This window comes from Rhizobium sp. BK376 (assembly GCF_004341625.1).
GTDB lineage: Bacteria > Pseudomonadota > Alphaproteobacteria > Rhizobiales > Rhizobiaceae > Rhizobium.
Window position 1 is genome coordinate 1 of the sequence record NZ_SLZG01000032.1, and the last position, 19,393, is coordinate 19,393.

General features: G+C 59.0%; 15 protein-coding genes and 3 pseudogenes. 3 read left to right on the plus strand and 15 right to left on the minus strand.

Annotated elements, in window-relative coordinates:
* Window positions 1–442, plus strand: a pseudogene (locus EV561_RS32665) (zinc-binding dehydrogenase); the annotation flags it as partial.
* Here the strand turns inward: EV561_RS32665 and EV561_RS38150 are convergent.
* Window positions 440–860: pseudogene (locus EV561_RS38150) on the minus strand (helix-turn-helix transcriptional regulator); the annotation flags it as partial. The pseudogenes EV561_RS32665 and EV561_RS38150 overlap by 3 nt on opposite strands.
* Window positions 861–1,465: 605 nt before the next feature.
* Between EV561_RS38150 and EV561_RS32675 the strand changes: the two are divergent.
* A complete protein-coding gene (locus EV561_RS32675; RefSeq protein WP_132528058.1) occupies window positions 1,466–3,217 on the plus strand; it encodes an EAL domain-containing protein in 1,752 nt (583 codons plus the stop codon).
* Between the two features lie 251 nt (window positions 3,218–3,468).
* Here EV561_RS32675 and EV561_RS32680 read toward each other — a convergent pair whose 3' ends face one another.
* From EV561_RS32680 to EV561_RS32710, 7 genes are all read right to left on the minus strand, one after another.
* A complete protein-coding gene (locus tag EV561_RS32680) occupies window positions 3,469–3,957 on the minus strand; it encodes a flavin reductase family protein (protein ID WP_132528059.1) in 489 nt (162 codons plus the stop codon).
* 3 nt (window positions 3,958–3,960) lie between these two features.
* Window positions 3,961–5,304 (minus strand): LLM class flavin-dependent oxidoreductase, encoded by a 1,344-nt coding sequence (locus EV561_RS32685; protein WP_132528060.1) that lies wholly within the window; start codon window positions 5,302–5,304, stop codon window positions 3,961–3,963.
* A 77-nt stretch (window positions 5,305–5,381) separates the two neighbouring features.
* Entirely contained in the window at window positions 5,382–6,443 is a 1,062-nt protein-coding gene (locus tag EV561_RS32690) for an extracellular solute-binding protein (RefSeq protein WP_132528061.1), read from the minus strand.
* On the minus strand, window positions 6,440–7,249 hold the full coding sequence (locus EV561_RS32695) for an ABC transporter permease (protein ID WP_132528062.1): 810 nt from the start codon (window positions 7,247–7,249) through the stop codon (window positions 6,440–6,442). Before EV561_RS32695 ends, EV561_RS32690 begins: the two co-directional genes overlap by 4 nt.
* A complete protein-coding gene (locus tag EV561_RS32700) occupies window positions 7,246–8,130 on the minus strand; it encodes an ABC transporter permease (RefSeq protein WP_132528063.1) in 885 nt (294 codons plus the stop codon). Before EV561_RS32700 ends, EV561_RS32695 begins: the two co-directional genes overlap by 4 nt.
* Complete coding sequence (locus tag EV561_RS32705) at window positions 8,127–9,191, minus strand: ABC transporter ATP-binding protein (protein ID WP_132528064.1); 1,065 nt, start codon at window positions 9,189–9,191, stop codon at window positions 8,127–8,129. Before EV561_RS32705 ends, EV561_RS32700 begins: the two co-directional genes overlap by 4 nt.
* 172 nt (window positions 9,192–9,363) lie before the next feature.
* Complete coding sequence (locus tag EV561_RS32710) at window positions 9,364–10,752, minus strand: LLM class flavin-dependent oxidoreductase (protein WP_245513145.1); 1,389 nt, start codon at window positions 10,750–10,752, stop codon at window positions 9,364–9,366.
* Window positions 10,753–10,984: 232 nt separating this feature from the next.
* Between EV561_RS32710 and EV561_RS32715 the strand changes: the two genes are divergently transcribed.
* Window positions 10,985–12,214: a LysR family transcriptional regulator gene (locus EV561_RS32715; protein WP_132528065.1), complete on the plus strand. Its 1,230-nt coding sequence runs from the start codon at window positions 10,985–10,987 to the stop codon at window positions 12,212–12,214.
* Between the two features lie 207 nt (window positions 12,215–12,421).
* On the opposite strand, the gene EV561_RS32720 is transcribed toward EV561_RS32715, so the two are convergent.
* From EV561_RS32720 to EV561_RS38155, 7 genes and pseudogenes are all read right to left on the minus strand, one after another.
* Window positions 12,422–13,438 (minus strand): aliphatic sulfonate ABC transporter substrate-binding protein, encoded by a 1,017-nt coding sequence (locus EV561_RS32720; RefSeq protein ID WP_132528066.1) that lies wholly within the window; start codon window positions 13,436–13,438, stop codon window positions 12,422–12,424.
* Between the two features lie 16 nt (window positions 13,439–13,454).
* Complete coding sequence (locus tag EV561_RS32725; protein WP_132528067.1) at window positions 13,455–14,324, minus strand: ABC transporter permease; 870 nt, start codon at window positions 14,322–14,324, stop codon at window positions 13,455–13,457.
* Window positions 14,325–14,341: 17 nt separating this feature from the next.
* Window positions 14,342–15,175 carry an ABC transporter ATP-binding protein gene (locus EV561_RS32730; RefSeq protein WP_132528068.1) on the minus strand — a complete coding sequence of 278 codons (834 nt, stop codon included), beginning with the start codon at window positions 15,173–15,175 and terminating at the stop codon, window positions 14,342–14,344.
* A gap of 15 nt (window positions 15,176–15,190) precedes the next feature.
* A complete protein-coding gene (locus EV561_RS32735) occupies window positions 15,191–15,517 on the minus strand; it encodes a ferredoxin family protein (protein WP_132528069.1) in 327 nt (108 codons plus the stop codon).
* Window positions 15,514–17,145, minus strand: a complete 1,632-nt coding sequence (locus EV561_RS32740) for an FAD-binding protein (RefSeq protein WP_132528070.1) — start codon at window positions 17,143–17,145, stop codon at window positions 15,514–15,516. The genes EV561_RS32735 and EV561_RS32740 overlap by 4 nt, the downstream gene beginning before the upstream one ends.
* Before the next feature lie 65 nt (window positions 17,146–17,210).
* Window positions 17,211–17,798, minus strand: a complete 588-nt coding sequence (locus tag EV561_RS32745) for a thioredoxin family protein (protein WP_132528071.1) — start codon at window positions 17,796–17,798, stop codon at window positions 17,211–17,213.
* An 822-nt stretch (window positions 17,799–18,620) separates the two neighbouring features.
* Window positions 18,621–18,794: pseudogene (locus EV561_RS38155) on the minus strand (IS6 family transposase); the annotation flags it as partial.
* Between the last annotated feature and the right edge of the window lie 599 nt (window positions 18,795–19,393).

Consider the following 19,393-nt stretch of genomic DNA (forward strand, 5'->3'; position numbering starts at 1 on the left):
AGTGCTGATGCGTGCCGACCGCTACGCTGTCACACCTGACCTCCCGATGGTCCCCGGCGTCGAGGTCTCAGGCATTGTCGAGGATGTTGGATCGGGCACCGACCAATCGCTGCTGGGCATGCGTGTGGCGGTCCCGCTGTTTGCCACCGGGACCGCCGCTGGAGGCTACGCGGAATTCGTTGCGACGAACGCGGCCTCAGTCGTTCCCCTGCCAGACGAGCCTTCCTTTGAGGACGCAACGGCCTTGATGGTGCAGGGGTTGACGGCGCTTCATCTCACCCGTCGCGCATATCCCGATGGCAAGTCTGTTCTCGTCAATGCTGCAAGCGGCGGCGTTGGCTCCCTGCTGGTACAGCTTGCCAGGCACGCCGGCGCGCGTTCGGTTATCGCCGGCGCGAGCTCGGAGGAGAAACTGGCAATCGCGCGATCTCTCGGGGCCGACGCGTCTAATATGTAAGGACAGATCAATGGCGCGTTCAATGTGCGGGGCGAGTTGCTTTAGCCGCTTCAGCGATTCCGTAGCATTGTCGTCCTGACAACGGGAAAGGAAAAGCCCGACACCTCCGATTCCTCCGGGCTCGTGCAAGCCGGCATGCGGCGTGAACAACTGGTTGTGGATGTTCTCCGGTTTGCAAATGTCGCTGTAGAAGGGAGAAGGTTCAACAGCCGCCAGATCAACCATGCTGTTCCCCAGCACGACGTCACCAGGTCTGACCCTCGCGTAGGCGCGAGCGTAAGGGTTGTGCGCATATTCCTGTAGGTAACGAGTTGAGATCCCGCATTCTGCCTGGACTAAGAAAGCTCCCTCGTCCGTTCGGCGCCTGATAGACGATGTTCCCGGCTATTGCGCCGACATAATCGAACTGCCCAGCGAACTGTTGCCTGAATTTCACCGGTTGAAGCGGCATTTCATAGGCCAGCACACGCTCTCCGGCATCACCTGTTCAGGTGATTGTAAAGAAGGCCGTGATTTTGTTGCCTTCAGGGGACGTATGATGAAGACGATGGCGTCAACGTCGAGCCTTCGCGTGCTGCACGTCTGATCGCGGACATCGCCGACCGCCGTTTCGATCTGCTTGCCGGCCGCCTGTCGCGGGGCGTTGATGACCGGATGCGCTCGAAAAAGACATGGAAAGCTTGGTAGCGGCGGACGGAACGGCACTTCGTTTCACCGCGATCGAGCAACATAAGCTCCAATACCGCGTCGCCGAAGCTTGCCAGCTCTCGAACCGAAAGTCCGCTCTTACAAATAGTCGTTCTCGGACAGTGTTAGCACGATGCCGTCATCGGCCTTGTTTTAAGACAGCAAAAAGGATCAATCCGCGGCTACGCAACCGCACCAACAAGATCCGGAAGTGAGTCCGAGGCTGTTGGCCGTTAAATTCCTGCGTGAGAGCAGCATTTTCCTTTCCTGATTTAGTTTTTCATAATCAGTGCCGGCGATAATCGTTGGCAGGGGAACGATATGCGCAGCAAACTCGCGTGGACAAATAACGAGCTTGAGGACCTTTTACGGCAGCTGGACGTGGCGCTGGAGGCGTCAGGGATTGGTATCTGGCAGCATAACCTGCGGTTAAACCAGACTCGTTGGGACGAACAGCTGCAACGATTGTACGGCGTCAAAAAGGGCGAACTCGATGTTGTCTGGCTCGACAGTGTTCATCCCGAGGATTGCCCGCTGGCGAGGGCGATCTTCGAAGATGCAATCGCCAATAAGAGTGATTACGCCTCTCAGTTTCGCATCATCAGACCCAATGGTGAGATACGACACGTCCGTTCTCGGGCCAAGTACTTTGTCGACGGCAAAGGTGAGGAATGCTTTATCGGCGCGGAATGGGACATCACGGAGGATGTGCTACGCAACGAACAATTGGCCTATGAGCGCGAGGCTGCGGAGAAGAGCAGAGCCGAAGCCAAATTCGCCGCCGAGCACGATTATCTCACGGGCTTGACCAACCGTCGCGCCTTTGACGAAACATTCACGAGACTCGCCACAGGTGCCTTCGATACTGCGGCTCTTTGTCATATCGATATCGACCGCTTCAAGGAGATTAACGATCGGTTCGGCCACGCAAGAGGTGATGCTGTCCTCCGGCACGTTGGTTCGATATTGGCCAGCGTTGTAGCCGGGGATGAGATTGCCGCTCGTCTGGGAGGCGATGAATTTGCTATCCTTTCGCCGCAAGGCGATGTCCAACGGGCCGGAACTTTGCTTGAGTTGGTTCGGCAGCGACTTTCTAGGCCAATTGATCTGGGTGATGGACAGCCCATCAAAGTTGAATTCTCGGCAGGAATTGCCCACGCTCAGGGTCCTGAGATCGCCACACTGCTGGCATCGTCGGACATAGCGCTTTACGCCGCAAAGAACGATGGCCGCAATCGTGATGAGATATTCTCCCCGTCCCTGGCAGAAAAGCTCAGCGAGGAAAAACAGCTGCTTCAGGACCTGCGCAATGCCGCGGACCTCGGTGAAATCGTGCCCTATTATCAGGTGCAAGTCGAGGCGCGCACTTTCTCAATTTGTGGATTGGAGGCATTGGCGCGTTGGGACAGCCGTAACGGCGTGATAACGCCTGCCGCCTTTCTTCCCGTAGCAGTCGCGAATGGGTTGATGGTATCTATTGATGACGCCATCCTCCATCGTGTTCTGTTTGACATCAAGCGATGGGAACTCTCTGGGCTCAAAGTGCCCCGCGTATCCGTCAACCTGTCGGCGGCCCGTTTGGCGGATCCAGGGCTTCCCGACAGACTGCGGTCCGTTGCTATACCGCCAGGTCAGATAAGCTTTGAACTCATCGAGACGATTTTCCTCGACACGCTAAGCACTCAGGTCAAGGAGAATATCGCGCTTATTCGTCAGCTCGGCGTTGAAATCGAAATAGATGATCTCGGTTCGGGACATGCTTCGTTGATTGGTTTGGTCGAACTGCGACCCGACCGAGTTAAGATCGATCGCCACCTCGTCAATCCGGTGCTTGGGAGTAAAACCCAACGGCGGCTGATCAGTTCACTTATCGATATCGCCAGAGCGCTGGATATAACTGTCGTAGCAGAGGGCGTTGAAACGATGGAGCATGCCTCAATATTGGCGGAGCTGGGCGCCGATGTTCTTCAGGGCTATGCGTTTGGGCGACCCGAAGCGGCAGCGCTAACAGCGCCGCGCCTTTCTCGTCAACATTCCCAGCGTGCTCCTCCTAGAGCATTTACCAATCGTTAACCATCGGAGCTTAATTTCAAGGATAGCCGCAGCATTCTCCTCCCGTGCTGTGTCGCACAGACCATTGGCCCGAGCCGCTTATGCTCGGGCCTTTTTGATTATGGGGCCGGCAGCGATTTGCTACGATCGCGGGGATCGTCCGTTTCCGTGCTGGCAATCCGGGTTGCCCCATGTTCCGCTAGACGGTAGTCCGTCGATAGACGGCAAACTCATCAACGTCGTCGCCAAAACGTTAGTGCCGGTGGTCAGCACTATCCCCCGACCCCTAGTCTATCAAAATGTCCATTGATGTAGACGAGTGGCGCGATATCGTCACGCCAGAGCCGAATATCCAAGACCTCCCCAATCATAATCGTATGAGAATGGATTACTGCGGTCTGCGTCAGGCGGCAATCGAAGCTTGCAAGCGATGCTTCGAGAGCTGGGGCCCCGGTGAGTAGCGATGTCCACCGGTCGCTCTCGAAACGGCGAGCGCGATCGGCGGCTGCAAAGCGATCCGCCAGATCGTCGTCGCCATCGCTCAGCACATTCACGCAGAAGGAACTGGCGTTCAGAATGCGATCATGGGCAGATGCGGATCGATTGACGCAAACGAGCAGCGAAGGGCGCGGCTCGGCGCAGACCGAGTTTACGGATGTCGCGACGAGACCGTGCGGGATTTCCTCATCGAGCGTCGTGACGATGCAGACGCCGGCCGCGAGCCGCCGCATGCCGAGCTTGAACGTGAAGGCGTCGATCATTGGCTAAACGCGCTCCATCGATCGCTGCCGAAAGCGGTTGGCCGGCCGCGCCAGACCGAGATGCTCGCGAAAGGTCTGGCCTTCGTATTCGGTGCGAAAGGCGCCCCGTTCCTGCAGCTCGGGAACAACATGATCGACGAATTCCTCAAGGCCGTCTGGGAGGTAATAGGACATGAGGATAAAGCCGTCGGCGGCACGTTCGTCCCGCCAGCGGATCATTTCCGCTGCCACTTCGCCCGGCGTTCCGAACATCATGAGATGGCCGAGATTAGCCGCCAGATTGCCCATGAGTTCCCGCGTGGTCATACGCCGGCCGCGGCGTTCAAAGACCATGCGCGCTGCCTTCATCGCAGCGTCGATGTGCGGCAGCTGTGGTATCGGCTCGTCGACGGGGTAGGGCGACAGGTCCAAGCCGCCAAGCAGCTGCTTAATCAGCATCAGGCCTTCCTCATCGCGCAAGGTCTCGATCGATGCCATGAATTTGTCCCGGGCATCCTTCTCCGACGTCCCGGTCACTACAGTCAGGCCCGGCATCAGAGACAGCTCGTCATCGCTGCGTCCGAATTTCGGCAGCTTCGCCTTCACATGCTCATAAAAGGCTTTGCCCGCTTCGAATGTCGGCGCCTTGACGTACATGGCGTCCGAGAGCTCGGCCGCAATATCGTACCCGGCTTCCGATGTGCCCGCCTGAAACATCACCGGTCGCCCCTGAGGGGAGCGAGAAACGTTCAAGGGACCGCGAACGTTGAAATTCCTGCCCTCATGATTGAGGCGATGAACCTTTGCGGAATCGAAAAATCGTCCGCTGGCCCGATCGCGGATGATGGCCTCGTCTTCCCAGCTGTCCCAGAGATCGAGGACGACATCGACGAATTCCCTGGCGCGTTCGTAGCGTTGTTCGCTCGTCTGCTTGGCAGGCAGCCCGAAATTCTGTGCCTCCGCATCGAATGCTGAGGTGACGACGTTCCAGCCCATGCGTCCGCCGCTCATATGGTCGATCGAGGCGATCTGCCGGGCGATGCTGAAGGGATGGTTATAGCTAGTCGAAACGGTGGCGGCGAGCCCGATCCGCTTTGTCGCCATGGCAAGTGCGCCGACGAGGGTGATCGATTCGAAGATCAGGGCCGAGCCCGACCCTTCCATGCCCTTCAGTCCGGCCTTGTCATCCTTGATTCCGAAGCTGTCGCCGAGGAATATGGCGTCGAGCTTGCCGCGCTCGGCCGTCTGCGCGAGCTTCACAAAGAGCGAGATGTCGAGATCCCCCGACGTCTGCGCGCGTCCGTTGCGCCAAGAAAAGGCCGGGGAGCCCAGGATCGGTGCCAGCACGAGAGGTCGGCGGGAAAGCATGTTTCTCTCCTTGATAAGCGTTTTTTTTCTGATTGGAGGTGGCTGCGGGCAGGATCCTCCCGCAGCCTGTGCTGATGTCACCGGGCCAGGCTCGCCCAGACGCGGCCGCGCAGGTCATTGGCTTTTGCCGAGCACTGCGCCATCGGCTTTAGGCGGTCGGACATATTGTCGGGCACGTTGACGGCGGGATCATCCCGTAATTCCGGCTTCAGGAACGGTCCAGCGCCCCTGATGCTGACATTGTCGCTGGTGTAGTTCGCAGCCTCGGCCGCATTCTTCGGATCCATCATCCAGTTCAGAAATATCTTGGCATTCTCGACATGGGGTGCTTTTGCGGGAATGACGAAATTGTCATACCAGACGCTGACACCCTCCTTCGGGTAGACGAAGACCAGCGACGACGCATCCTTCAGCGCGCGATGATAGGAGCCGTTGCCGATCATGGCTGCCGCTACCTCGCCGTTGGCGAGCTGTTCGCGCGCGCCGCCGTTTTCGACATAGGTTTTGACGGCAACCTTCTGTTTTTGCAGCACGTCGAGGATCTTCTTGGCGTCTTCCGGATTTTCTGTGCAACGCTCGACACCGAGATAGAGAGCTGCCGCGTAATAAAGCGCATCCGGCTTGACCATCGAAATCTTGCCGACCATGTCGGGCGCGGGGTCGAAGAGCGACTTCCAGCTGTCGTCCAGCTTGCCGCCAGGCACCTTGGCACTGTTATAGGCAAAGCTATCCATGCCCCAGGTGTAGGGTATCGAATATTGGCGGCCCGGGTCGCTGTCGATGGAATCGAACGGGGCTGCGACATTCTTGAAGTTCGGAAGCGTCTTCGCATCGAATTTCAAAAGCGCGCCGGCATCGATCAATCCCTTTAATGTCGTCTGAGAGGGGGCCGCGACATCGTATCCGCCGGCGCCGCCCTCGAGTTTGGCAAGCAGGGCGCCGTTGGAATCGTAGGTATCGATGATGACCTTGATGCCGGTCTCGGCGCTGAAACGCTTGATGAGATCGGGCGCTGTGTAGTCGGCCCAGTTGAAGAGGTAGAGAACCTTGTCGTCCGCAGCGGCCGCCCCGTGCGCTAAGCTGGCCGTGACAAAGGCCGTCAGCAAGCAGGCCTTCGAGAGAATAGATTTCAATGTCATGCAAGTGCCTCCATGCGTTTTTCTTGGGAGCGGTTGAAGAAGTGGGCGATGATGAGGATCGCAGTCGGTGCGATGAGCAGCAGCGTCGAGACCGCGTTGATCAAGGGGGTGACGCCGACGCGAACCATGCTGAGGGCGTAGACCGGCAATGTCGTCGACCCGGGTCCGGAGACGAAATAAGAGACCACGACGTCGCTGAAGGAGCCGATGAAGGCGAGCAGTGCGCCGGCAGCAATGCCTGGACCGATGAGCGGCAGCGTGATGCGCCGGAAGGTCAGAGATGGCGACGCGTAGAGATCAGAAGCTGCCTCGAAGAGCGCTGGGTCGAGCCCCTGCAGCCGTGCTCTGATCGGCACATAGGCGACCGGTAGGATCAGTACGACATGGGCGATCGATATCGTCGCGAGCCCCGGAGACACACCAGCAGCGACGAACAACACCAACAGGGAAACGCCGAGCACGATTTCCGGAATGACCAGCGGGACCACGATCGCCCCTTCCACTTCACGTTGACCGCGAAAGCCGCCTTGGCTGAGACCGAGGGCGGCCATGGTGGCGATGATCGTCGCCAGTACGGTCGAGATAGCACCGACGGTCACAGAATTGCGCAGCACACGCTGGATTTCCTCGTTGGTGAGCAGGGCTCGATACCACCTGAGGCTCATTCCGTGCTGCAGCCCACCGGCGGCGGAGTCGCCATTGCTGAAGGAAAGTACGACAAGTGTGACAATCGGCAGATAAAGGAAGATGAAGACGGCGACGGAGACGATGCCGATGCCTCTGAATTGCCAGGGCGTACCGGTCATGACATCGCCCACAGTCTGCGCGCCAGCAGCGAGCGGATTGCAAGGGATCCGAAGACCATCGCGAGCAACGCAACCGACAGAGCCGCGCCGAAGGGCCAATTGCGCAGCTCGCCGAATTGGTCCTGGATCAGGTTGGCGATCATCGCCGTCTTGGCGCCGCCCAGCAGTTCCGGCGCGATGAAGGAACCGAGGCTCGGCACGAAGACCAATATGAACCCGCCGATGATGCCCGGCAGCGACAGGGGCAACAAGATGCGGCGCACCGTAAGCAGGCGGCCGGCGCCGAGATCGAAGGACGCTTCGATATAGCGCCGGTCGAGCTTTTCCAGGCTCACATAGATCGGTAGGATCATGTAGGGCAGGTTCGAGTAGACGAGGCCGATCCCGGTTGCAAATGGCGTGTAGAGCAGATTGAGAGAGCCGTCGGTGAGACCAACCCAATGCGCCAGCGTGTCGAACACGCCGCCCGTGCGCAGCAGGATCATCCAGGAATAGATACGCACGAGCTGGTTGGCCCAAAAGGGAACGGTGATCAGGAGCAGGATGAGATTGCGCCTGTCTGCGGGCTGCTGCGAGATCCACAAAGCGGTCGGAAAGCCGATGATAAACGTGATGACGGCCGTCATCGCCGCCAAAACGATGGAGCGGCGCAGGATCGCGAGATAGTCGGTGTTCCAAACGAGCGCATCGGTCAGGAAGTCGCGGTCGAAAACCAGGCTGGTATAGGCCGACGTATCGAAGCTTCCCCAGATGACTGCGCCGCTATCCGTGCGGCCGCAAAAGGAAATCACCACGATGATTGCCAAGGGCAGGGCCAGCAGGACGATGAGAAGCAGAATGGCGGGGCTCACCAGCGCGAGGCTGCGATTTGTCGCAATCATGACAGCACCCTCACCGAACGCGGGCGAAGAGCTACGCCGACACGCGCGCCTTTACTCGCTGTCTGGGCGCCCCAGTCGTGGTTCGTCTCGCGGATACGGAAGATAAGGCCACCGTCGAGCTCAACATAATACAATCGATCTGCGCCGAGGTAGGCGACGTCCCGCACAATGCCTCTCATGCCCGCATTCCTCGGCTCGGTGATTGCGGCGTGTTCGGGGCGGATAGCGAGCGTGACGATAGCGGCGTCCTGAGCGGATCCCTCGGCATCCAGCACCACGCCTGACGCCAACCGAAACTTTCCTTGGCTCAGCCGCGTGGCATCCATGAGATTGGTCTCACCGATGAACTCCGCCACGAAACGGTTGGCCGGTGTCTCATAGATCTGCTGGGGCGTACCGATCTGGAGGATTTGACCGTTGGACATAACGGCGATCCTGTCGGACATCGCCAGAGCTTCGTGCTGGTCGTGCGTCACGAAGATGAAGGTGATGCCGAGCTCGGACTGGATGCGCTTCAATTCCAGCTGCATTTCCGTGCGCAGCTTGAGGTCGAGCGCGGAGAGTGGCTCGTCCAGGAGCAGCAGCTTGGGTTGATTGGCAAGCGCGCGGGCAAGCGCGACGCGTTGCTGCTGGCCGCCCGAAAGCTGCCGGGGTCGGCGGTTGCCCATGCCGTCCAGCCGCACAAGCGAAAGCATCTGCGCGACCTTGGCCGCGATCTCAGTCCGCGGTCGGCGGCGGGCCTCCAATCCGAATGCAATGTTCTGTGCCACCGTCATATGCGGAAAGATCGCATAGCTCTGGAAGACTGTGTTTACCGGACGATTGAATGGCGGCATTGCGTCGACGCGAACGCCCGCCACATCTATCGTACCGGAATCCTGCACTTCAAGGCCGGCGATAAGACGAAGCAATGTCGTCTTCCCACAGCCGCTGGGACCCAGCAGTGTAAAGAACTCGTTTTCGCGGATCGACAGCGACACATTTTTCAGCACCGGCGCGGCAGCGCCGGTGAAGCTTTTGACGAGGGAGCAACAGTCAAGACCGTTGGCAGTTCTTTCCATGCCGGTCTCCGTCCCTCCAAGCGGTGTGACGGCGGAAAATGAGGCGATTGCTATGCCTGAATTCATCGCTTGGCCTCTGCTGCGAGCTCGTCCTGTAGGGCAGTCATTGTGACGGCGGCAGGGCGCTCCGCCCGAAACGGCCGCAATGGACTGGGAGACTGTGGATTCGCGGTCATCGCTTTTCACCGGCGGCGGAACGGAAGGGGGAAACATCGGCACGCTGGCCGACCGTCGGCCGTTTCAGGCCGAGATGGCCCCTCAAAGTGTCGCTTTCATACTTGCTCCGGAATAGTCCGCGCCGCTGGAGCTCCGGCACGACCAAATCGGCGAAATCCGTTAGGTCCTGTTCAGGATGCAGGGGCACGAACATGAAGCCGTCAGCCGCTCCGCTGCGGAACCAATGTTCGAGGTGATCCGCGATTTCCACTGGGTTGCCGGCCAGCACATCGCCGACGCGGCTACTGGCAAACCGCTGGCAGAGCTCGCCGAAGCTCGGTTTTTCATTGGTGATCATGTCGACCAGCGCGGCGAAATATGTCGTCCCGCCATTCACCGATTTCGGCAGTCTCTCCAACGGGAAGGGCTGATCCATAGGCAGGTCGGACAGGTCGATCGCCCCCATCGCGTCTTCCACGACCTCACGCGCCACGTCGAGGTGCAGCAGATCGTTGTAGGCCGCGAGTTTTTTCTTGGCTTCCTGGGTGGTCCGGCCGACCATAAGATGAGCAGCGGGCAGGATCTTCAATTCATCCGTCGAGCGGCCAAATGCGGGAAGCCGGGACTTGACGTCGGAATAGAACTCGCGCGCTTTCTGGACCGATTTTTCGTTGGTGAAGATAACCTCTGCCGTCTCGGCGGCCAGGATCTTGCCGGCCTCCGAACCGCCGGCCTGGATAATGACGGGGTGGCCCTGCGGCGGCCTGGCAATATTGAGCGGACCGCGAACGGTAAATAGCTCGCCCCTGTGGTCAAGGATATGGCATTTGACCGGATCGAAGTAGACTGCGTTCTCGGTATCGGCGACGAAGGCATCGTCGTCCCAGCTGTCCCACAGGCCTGTGACGACTTCGACGAATTCCCGCGCTCGTCTGTAGCGATCGGCATGTGCGGCCTGCGTCGGCTGACCGAAGTTCAAGGGGGCGGTCACGCTGGTCGAGGTCACCACGTTCCATGCCGTGCGGCCGCCGCTGATATGGTCGAGCGAGGCGAATTGCCGAGCGACATTGTAGGGTTCGACATATGTGGTTGAAACGGTACCGGCGAGACCAATATGCGAGGTTATCGGCGCCAGCGCGCCCAGCAGCGTCAGCGGTTCCAGATTGTTGATGAAATGCGGAGAGCGCCTGATTTTTGCCGGATCAAGGTTACGGAGTGCCAGGGCGTCGGCAAAAAAGACGAAATCGAATTTTGCCCGTTCGGCAGTCTGGACCAGCTCGGCATAGTGGGCAAAGCTCGTGGCTGCCGTCGCCGGGCTGCGGGCCGCGCGCCATGTCGCGGGATGCGGGCCGAGCGGATGCAGGAGAACCGCAAGATGCATCTGACGGCTTTCTGTTTCGGACATTGCGCTTCCTTCCATGGCATCATCATTGGGCACGCAGGCAACCTGACCGGCAAGCCGACGTCTGTCCGTTGGCGGGTCGGTGACTCCGCCAGGTGAGATCTGCTCAGGATGAATTCGAATAAAGCCCGCCGATGGCCGGTCTATCCCCTGTTTTGCTTCTTGCGAGCCGCTCCGAGCCGCAGCCGGGCATCTCGATTTCCTGTCGCTTTAGAGAGGAATAGAGGCAAAAGCCGTGCCGTTGTCTATTACAGATATGATCGGGGTATTTTCTCAAAGTGAGAACAACAAACTGGCTTCCGGCAAAAACTTTCTAGCTGAAACTTTATGCATTTGCCTATTGAAACGATTATCTTTTAAGCTGGCATACATCAGTTTCAGCGTGGCGTCGCGTTCTAATTACAACAGTAAATTGATTGTCGATCGACGCGCGACTTTGACTTCGGTATTCGATTGCTATCGGGATTTCTCGTGTTCTAATTTTGCTGTCCTTCAACTTTGGAAAAGAGTAGCGCTGCGGATGGCAGTTCCCCCTTCGATGCGTTTCGATTTCGTCAATTCGCCGGCGATCCGCTATTTTTTTGCCGTCGCCGAGGCGGGTTCCTTCCGTGGCGCATCGGAACAGATTGGCATAGCGGCTTCCGCCATTCACCGACAGATTGGTTTGCTTGAAAAGCAACTGAACGTGGACCTGCTGGTTCGCGGCCGTCGGCGGGACGGCGTTAAACTGACCTCGGCCGGCGAGCTGCTGCTGTATCGCGTTCGGCTTGCGATGCACCAGATCGGAGTTGCCCTTCAGGAGATCGAGGGCATTCGCGGTGCGGCCAGCGGAAAAGTGAGCGTCGCAACGACAGACGCTCTCGCTCAGGATATCTTTTCGATTTTTCTGCGCGATTTCAGCCGCCGGCAGCCCAATATCCGAGTCGAGATGCAAATTCTCGATCGTCGGCGGTTGATAGATGCTCTCGTGGAAAACCAAGTCGATGTCGGACTGTGTTTCGACCTGCCAGTACGTGTCGGCTTTCGCAGCCTTGCAGAATTCCAGATGAGTTCCTCGGTGTTAGTGCCCGTCGACCACCCGCTCGCGGGCAGGGCGCACACCACCCTCGGCGAATGCGCACAATACCCGCTTGCTCTGCCGATCGAAGGCGATAATCTGCGCGGCATCCTCAACCAGATTCAGATCGCTTCGCGCATCCGACCTCGCGTTGTGTTGTCGACCAATTCATTTGTGACCATGCGGGATGCAGTCGCTGCGGATGTCGCTATCTCAATCCAGACCCGGTTACGCGGGGCCTTTGCCAATCGGGATCCGCGACTCGTTTATGTGCCTCTGAAAGATACCATTGCTCGCTACAGCCTCCTTACGTGTTGTGTACCTGCAGGGCGTCAACTGAGTCCGGAAGCCGGCTTGTTTGTCCAGGACTTGCTACAAGCTCTGCACGAGGAGTTGCCAGAAGTCTAGTATTGTGCGGTAAGCTTCGGGGCATGGGTTCATATCTCTTCAAGAGCTAGGACTTCTCCTTCGCTGGACCTAACATCAATCAGTCTTCAGAGCCGGCCTCTATACCCTGCGTACATCGCTCAAACAGTCCTAGAACGTCGGACCCCATCAGGCCCGCGAGGTGACCAGCGTTTCGCCGAATGCTGGCGCAACGGCTTAGACGGGGAGTTAGGCCCCATCCACCAGCTTATAGGCCTTGTCGAGATAGCTCTGGTCGATCCAGTTGTCATATTTGACCGAGCCCTTCAGCAGCTTCGCCTCGGACATGAAGGCTTCTTCGCTCTTTAGCGACTGGATGGCCGCATCCGTGATGCGCGGATCCTGATAGAAATGCCCGTCGGCGTAGGTCTTGCGCACAGCCTTTTCCGAGGACTTGGTTTCCTCCGCGAATATCTTGATCGTCTCGTCAGGATGGGCGTCGGCCCAGCGAGCAAGCTCGATGTCGACTTTCAGCAGCCGGGTCAGGATATCGGGATATTTGCGGGCGAACTCGCCATTGACAGAGATGATATAGGGTGCCGACCATTCCGGATGATCGTTCGCATCGAGCAGAACGCGGGCCTGCCCGGCCTCGACCAGCTTTGCAGCCACATCCTCGGTCTCGACGATCGCGTCCACGTCTCCTCGCACAAGTGCCGGGCCGGAGGCATCGAAAGCAAGATTGAGGGAATCGACGTCGTTGGTCGTCAGTCCGACGGCGTGAAGCGCCTTGCTGAAGATCGAATGACGCACTGTGCCGAAGAGATAGGCAACCTTCTTGCCCTTGAGATCGGCGACGGTCTGGAACGGTGCGTCAGCACGAACGATGATTGCAGAACCATCCGCTTTGGTGAAGCTCGACAGGCCGAGGGCCTTGACGTCGGCGCCCGAGGCGGCAACCCGCAGCGCCGGGTTGTTGCCGGTATAGGTGACTTCGATCGCCCCCGTCGCAAGAGCCGTCGTCGCCTCGGAACCGCCATTGGTGAAGACGACGAGCTCTACCTTGATGCCGTCTTTTGCAAATTCCTGGTCGAAGGCGCCGTTATGGCGGGCAAGGATGAATTTCAGATGGCCAGGCGCTGTGCTGCCGATCCTGATTACTGAAGGCTTGTCCTCAGCCATGACGGCGCGGCTCGATATCGAGAGCGCGAGGGGCGCTGCGGCGACGGCCTGGAGGAAGGTGCGTCGATTGAGAGAAATAGCCATGTTGCGGTCCCTGAAATCAGAAGGTGGAATGATCGGAGTGGCTCTTCCACGCGGTTGCCCAGCGCTCGAACCAGACCAGGAGATAGTTCACGAGAAGCCCGATCGCCGTCATCGTCAGGATGCCGGCGTACATGTCCGCGGTCTGCATCATCAGTTGCGATTGCTGGATGAGGAAACCGAGGCCGGATTTGGCCGCAAGCATTTCGGCGCCGATGACGGCGAAGATCGAAGATTTGACCGCAAGCTTCATCCCCGACACGATCGAGGGGATGCTTGCCGGCAAGATGACCTTGCGAAAGAGATTGAGGTCGGATGTGCCCATCGAGCGGGCCGCCTTGATCAGCAGCGGATCGACCGATTTGACGCCGGCAATGGTGTTGACCAGCAGAAAGAAGATCGAGGAATAGAAGGTGACTGCAATCTTCGATGCTTCCCCGATCCCAAGCAGCAGGATGAAGACGGGCAGCAGCGCGAATTGCGATGTATTGCGCAGTGTCTGGACGAGCAGGTCCGATACCTTCTCGAAGGTTGGATAGCGACCCATCAGGAATCCGAGCGGTATGGCGACGACAACTGCAAGTGCAAAGCCTCCGGCTGCCCGCTGCAGGCTGATGCTGATGTTGTCGATCAGCGTGCCGTCGAGAACCATCGCCCACCAGGCCACGCAGACTTCGCTCAGCGGCGGGAAGAATATCCGGTTCAGCCAACCGGCGCGGGGCGCGATCTCCCAAAGACCGAAGAAGGCGACGAGTAGCGGCAGCCCGTAGAGATAGCCGGGGATCTGTCGCGGCTTCCCCGCTTTCTGCGGCGTTGAACGGCCAGTGGAGCGATCGAGGCGCGACCGCAGATTGCCGGCAAAACCCGTCTTGTCGCTGACATAAGCCATATCAATCAATCCCGAATTCAATGGGCGAGGGCGGCAAGGCCGCTTTCGCGTTGCGCTTTGTCGACCTCGTCACGCAGGGCTTCCCAAACCTCTGCGCGATAGGCGTTGAACGCGTCGGAGGCGCGGATACTGCTATCGCGCGGGCGCGCCAGATCGACGTCGATGATCTGCTTCACCCGACCTGGCCGAGCCGTCATCACGACGATGCGATCGGCGAGATAGATGGCCTCATCGATGGAATGGGTAACGAAGATCACGGTCGTGTTGATCTTTTCCCAGATTTTCAGAAGTTCGCTCTGCAGGGTGTCGCGTGTCTGCGCGTCGAGGGCGGCGAAAGGCTCGTCCATCAACAGCACCTGCGGCTCGGTCGCGAGCGCGCGGGCGATTGCCACGCGCTGCTGCATGCCGCCGGAGAGCTGGTTCGGATAGCGATCGGCGAAATCGGAGAGGCCGAAGAGAGCCAGGAAGTGCCGCGCGCGTTCGTTGCGTTCGGCCTTGCCGACGCCGCGCACTTCGAGGGCATATTCGATGTTGGCAAGCGCCGTGCGCCAGGGAAACAAGGCGTATTGCTGGAAGACGTATCCGGTTTTGGGGTCGGGCTTGACGATGACGTCGCCATCAAGGCGAACGACACCGCCGCTCGCCTGGCTGAGGCCGCCGATGATGTCGAGCAGAACCGATTTGCCACTGCCGCTCGGGCCGACAAGGGTCACGAACTCGCCCTTTTGAATCGTCAGATCAATGCCATCGAGGACAGTCACGCGATCGGAGGGCCGCCCGTCGATCATGACATGCTGGCCGGCTTTCAGTTGAAAGGTCTTGCTGACATCGGAAACGATGATGCGGTCCATGGCTGTTCCTCCTTCCTAGACTTGGGCGACGCGGAGACGATGTGTGGGGTCATATTCCGTACCGCCGGGTTTCCCTCGTTTCCAGCCAAGTTCACGGGCATAGATGCCGAAAAGGCCGCGCTCCTCGACTTCAGACTCACGGATTCCGGTCGGACCGTCGGCTTGTTCGGCGACATAGAGAGCGTCGGTCGGGCAGTAGATTTCGCAGAGATAGCAGGTCTGGCAGTCGTCCTGCCGGGCGATGACGGGAACCGTATCGGTGGCGTCGAAGACATTGGCCGGGCAGACTTTGACGCAGATATCGCATTCGATGCAGCGGGCTTCCGATACGATCTCGATCATGATGCCAGCTCCCTGTGGTCCTGGTCGGCCTCACTGCCGATGGTGATCGCATCTACGCCTGAAAGCACCAGGCGACGTGCCAAGGCGGGATCGCTGTTTTTTATATCGGTTCGTCGATGCATGCCGCGGCTCTCCTGGCGAGTGAGTGCCGCGGTTACCGACCATCGGCCGGCGGCCACGATGCTTGCGGCCTCACGGCTGCGCAGGCGATCATTGTTGTCGCCGGAGAGATGATCGCGGACGTCGCTCCAGAGGTTATCGAGGCAGTCGCGGCTGGCCTGCAGCCGGCTGCCGTCTCTGAAATAGTTCTTCTCGAGCGGGATGACTTCCGAGCGGACCGCATCGATGATTTCTTTGGCGCCGACGCCAGCTTTCGCGCTTGCCGCCGGCCGCAATCCAGCCTGACCCAGTGGGTGGGACGCGCGGCGAAACGCCTTGGTCTCGTGGCGCCGGGCATGGGCCGCGGCGCCTTGTCCGGACCACCAGCCGCTGGCGATCGCCCAGGAGGAATTCGGCCCGCCGCCGCCGGAGACGCCACCCGTCAGGTTTTCACGGCTCGCCGCATCGCCGGCAACATAGAGGCCGGTGACATCGGTACCGCAGTCGCAGGTGGCTATACGTATGCCGCCCGTGCCGCGCACGGTTCCCTCCGCCTTGAAGGTGACGCGGAAGAGATCGCTGAAGGGATCGATGCCCATGCGGTCATAGGGCGTGAAACAATTCGGCTGGCCCCGACGCAGCCAATCCTGCAAGGCAGGCTCTGCCATATCAAGCTTGGCAAAGACCGGAGCATCGATCATCGCGCCGACGATCTCCTTCTCGCGTTCGCCGATACCGTTCGAGAGATGTTCGCCATTGTTATCGAGGATCGGCGTGCCGTCCTCCCGGAAGAAGCGCGCCCATCGAAAGGGCAGCCCCTTGTTCAGCGAAGAACCATGTGGCGCTAGCGTATATTTACCGGTGAACTCCATCCCGGAGAGGCTGGCACCCGCCTCGGCGGCCATCAGCAGGCCGTCACCGGTGAGCGTCGTTGCGCCGAGAATGCGCTCACCGAAAGCGCAGCCTCCGGTCGCCAGCACAACGGCGCCTGTGTCCACGCGCCAGTCACGGCCGCGTTGCCTGTCGATGCCGGCAGCGCCTGTGACTGCTTCCCCATCGGACAGCAGTTCGAGTGCGGGGTGATGATCAAGTACGGTCACGCCAGCGCGGAGCACCCGGCGGCGCATGAAGGACATGTAGTCCGGGCCGCGAAGATTGGCGATATAGAGCTTGCCATCGTCCTCGCTCGGGAACGGATAGCCCCATTCGGACAGCTTCAAAAGGTTTTCATAGGCCCGATCGACGCAGCGCAGCATCCAGCGTTGATCCGCAAGGCCGCCGGTTCGTTGCCAGCGCCTCTCGACTGTCAGTTGCCGATCCTCGCTAGGCGGAACGAACCATGTACCGGTATTGGAGGGTGCGGTTGCGCCGCTGGTGCCGAAGTATCCCTTGTCGGCCAATACGACGTTGGCACCTGCTTCGGCCGCGGCAAGCGCTGCCCACGCACCGGAGGGGCCACCACCGATGACGAGAACATCCGCCTGCAGATGCAGGAGATCGCCGGACAAATCCTTACGCTTCAAAGACATTGGGGGACTGCTTGCTGGTTGCTGAGGGAGCAGAGAAGCGACGGGTGAGCCGCCGCCGGAAAGGATTAGGCAGCTTTCGGGAACCAGGAAGGTTCGTTGCCCGGCTGCCATTTGATGTTGCAGCCGATCGAGGGCGTCTGCTGCTCGGTAGGCTTGCCTGCGTTCAGGACGGCATCGACAGCCGCCCGCAGGTCCGCGCCGGTCACCGGCTTGCCGTTGCCCGGGCGGGCATCGTCAAACTGGCCGTGATAGGCGAGCTTGACGTCAGCGTCGAACAGGAAGAAGTCCGGTGTACAGGCCGCGCCATAGGTCTTTGCGACATCCTGCGAGACATCTTTCAGGTGCGGAAACTCGTATCCCACATTGCGGACCTCTTCGCCAATCCGGACAAGCGATTCTTCCGGATGCGCCTCGGCATCATTGCTGTTGATCGCGACGACCCGCAGTCCCTTCGGCGCATACTCCCGGGCAAAAGCCGCGAATTGCTCGCGAAGCAGCAGCACGAAGGGACAGCGATTGGAGATGAAGGCGACCAACAGGGCCTTGCCGTCCTCGAAATCAGAGAGACGATGCAGTGCCCCTTCTGCATCCGGCAGGAGGAAATCTGCCGCTTTCGTGCCGATAGCAATCTGATTGGATGTGGTTTGCGGCATGGGGGCTCCCCTTCAAAATCGATAGAAGCCATTTTGTCTATAAAATTGATGTATTAAAACGGATGTTTTTGCTAAGACGAGACCAAGATGAGCATCAACGGTTAGAATTTGCCGGAATGTGAGATTCTCTTTCGCGCTCGAATGCGTCCGTGCTCAGGCGCCGGCCCGCTGTTTTTACGTCCCGAAAGATGGTCACCATCAGATGATGGAAGTGCGATCGTTAATTGAGCCTGCGGAACAGTGGGGGAGAGGAAAAAGCGGACACAGATGCAACAACCGCGGGGCGCATCCCTCCAGCGGACGGCGGGGCTGCCGCGCCTCTGGTCGCAGCATCGGAAAGAAGTCGCAAAATCTAACCTGATGATGCGCAAAGCGAGGCACTTTCAAGTTTTTTTTAACGGCCTACGAATAGCGTCGCACATATTGGCCGTCGGCCCAGCTGAGGGGCTTTCATGGATTCGATCGATGGTTTCGCTTTCATCACGCCAGCCATGATGGCAACATGCGGCAGCGTCTTTCCTGCGAACCTCCGTGGACTACCGACGAGTGCGCCTTCCTTCTATTTCAACGTCCAACGGACGTGAGCCCTGGTTCCGATAGCAAAGAACGAGAGGATAAGATGATGGTGTTGAATTCCGTCCTGAGCCGCGAAATTGCCGGCAATCATGCCATTCGCCAAATGCGTTGCGGCCGGGCTCCAGGCTGCAGTCGATGACATCGCCTTTATGGCCCTGCTGACATCTGCACCATTGCTTTCCAATAGCGCAATGGGCACCGTAAAGTTAACCCACACTGATCAAAAATGTTGCGCGCGGCTTTCGCTTATGCGGTTTGCAGGCGTGCGATTTCGTTCCACATCTGCATGGCTTCGGTTCTAAGTTCTCGATGATGGTCTGATGAAATCTCGTGGCGTGGAATGTGAAAAAGGTTGGCGACCGGGTCATGAGTTGAAACGAAACGTTGGAGATGTCGGGCTGACTTGAAGCCCTTCATGATGTGAAAAAGCATCCAAAGACGACCCCGTGGATATGGGACATAAATCATTGAAATATATTCGATTTCCTGGAGAAAGAAGCAGCCACGTCCGGCGTCGCCCATGACCCCATGGTCATTTCGATTTTCCTATAAATATCAAATTGTTGAGGGGGGACGCAACGGGGTCATTGTTTAAAGCCGGTTCACACAGCGGCTTTGCGCCTCCTGAGGGAGTACGAGCAAATGGCCGCTGCTCGGCAGAGAGTGCAGCTTCCTATCATGGATCCTCACAACCCATCGCAGTCCGATTGAGCCCGGTATCAACACGGAACGTGCGGGCGGCAGTGATCTCGCCTCCCCTTCGGGCCGCGATGCCGAGGCTCCTGCGGCTACCTTTAGTCCACCCTTAGCGTGTCGAGAACTCCCGAAATCCCGGCCTGCGCTTCTCTGATCGGCGGGTTGAGGTTGTCGCGGATGTCAGCGGGGTGAATGTTCGGAGCCGATTCACACGTAGGACCAGAAAGCCGCTTCGCGGATCAATCCAGCCTTCAGGTCATCCTATGAACAATCCCCGCCTCAAAATCATCGTCAAGCTTTTCGAGACCTGCCGCTACAAGCAC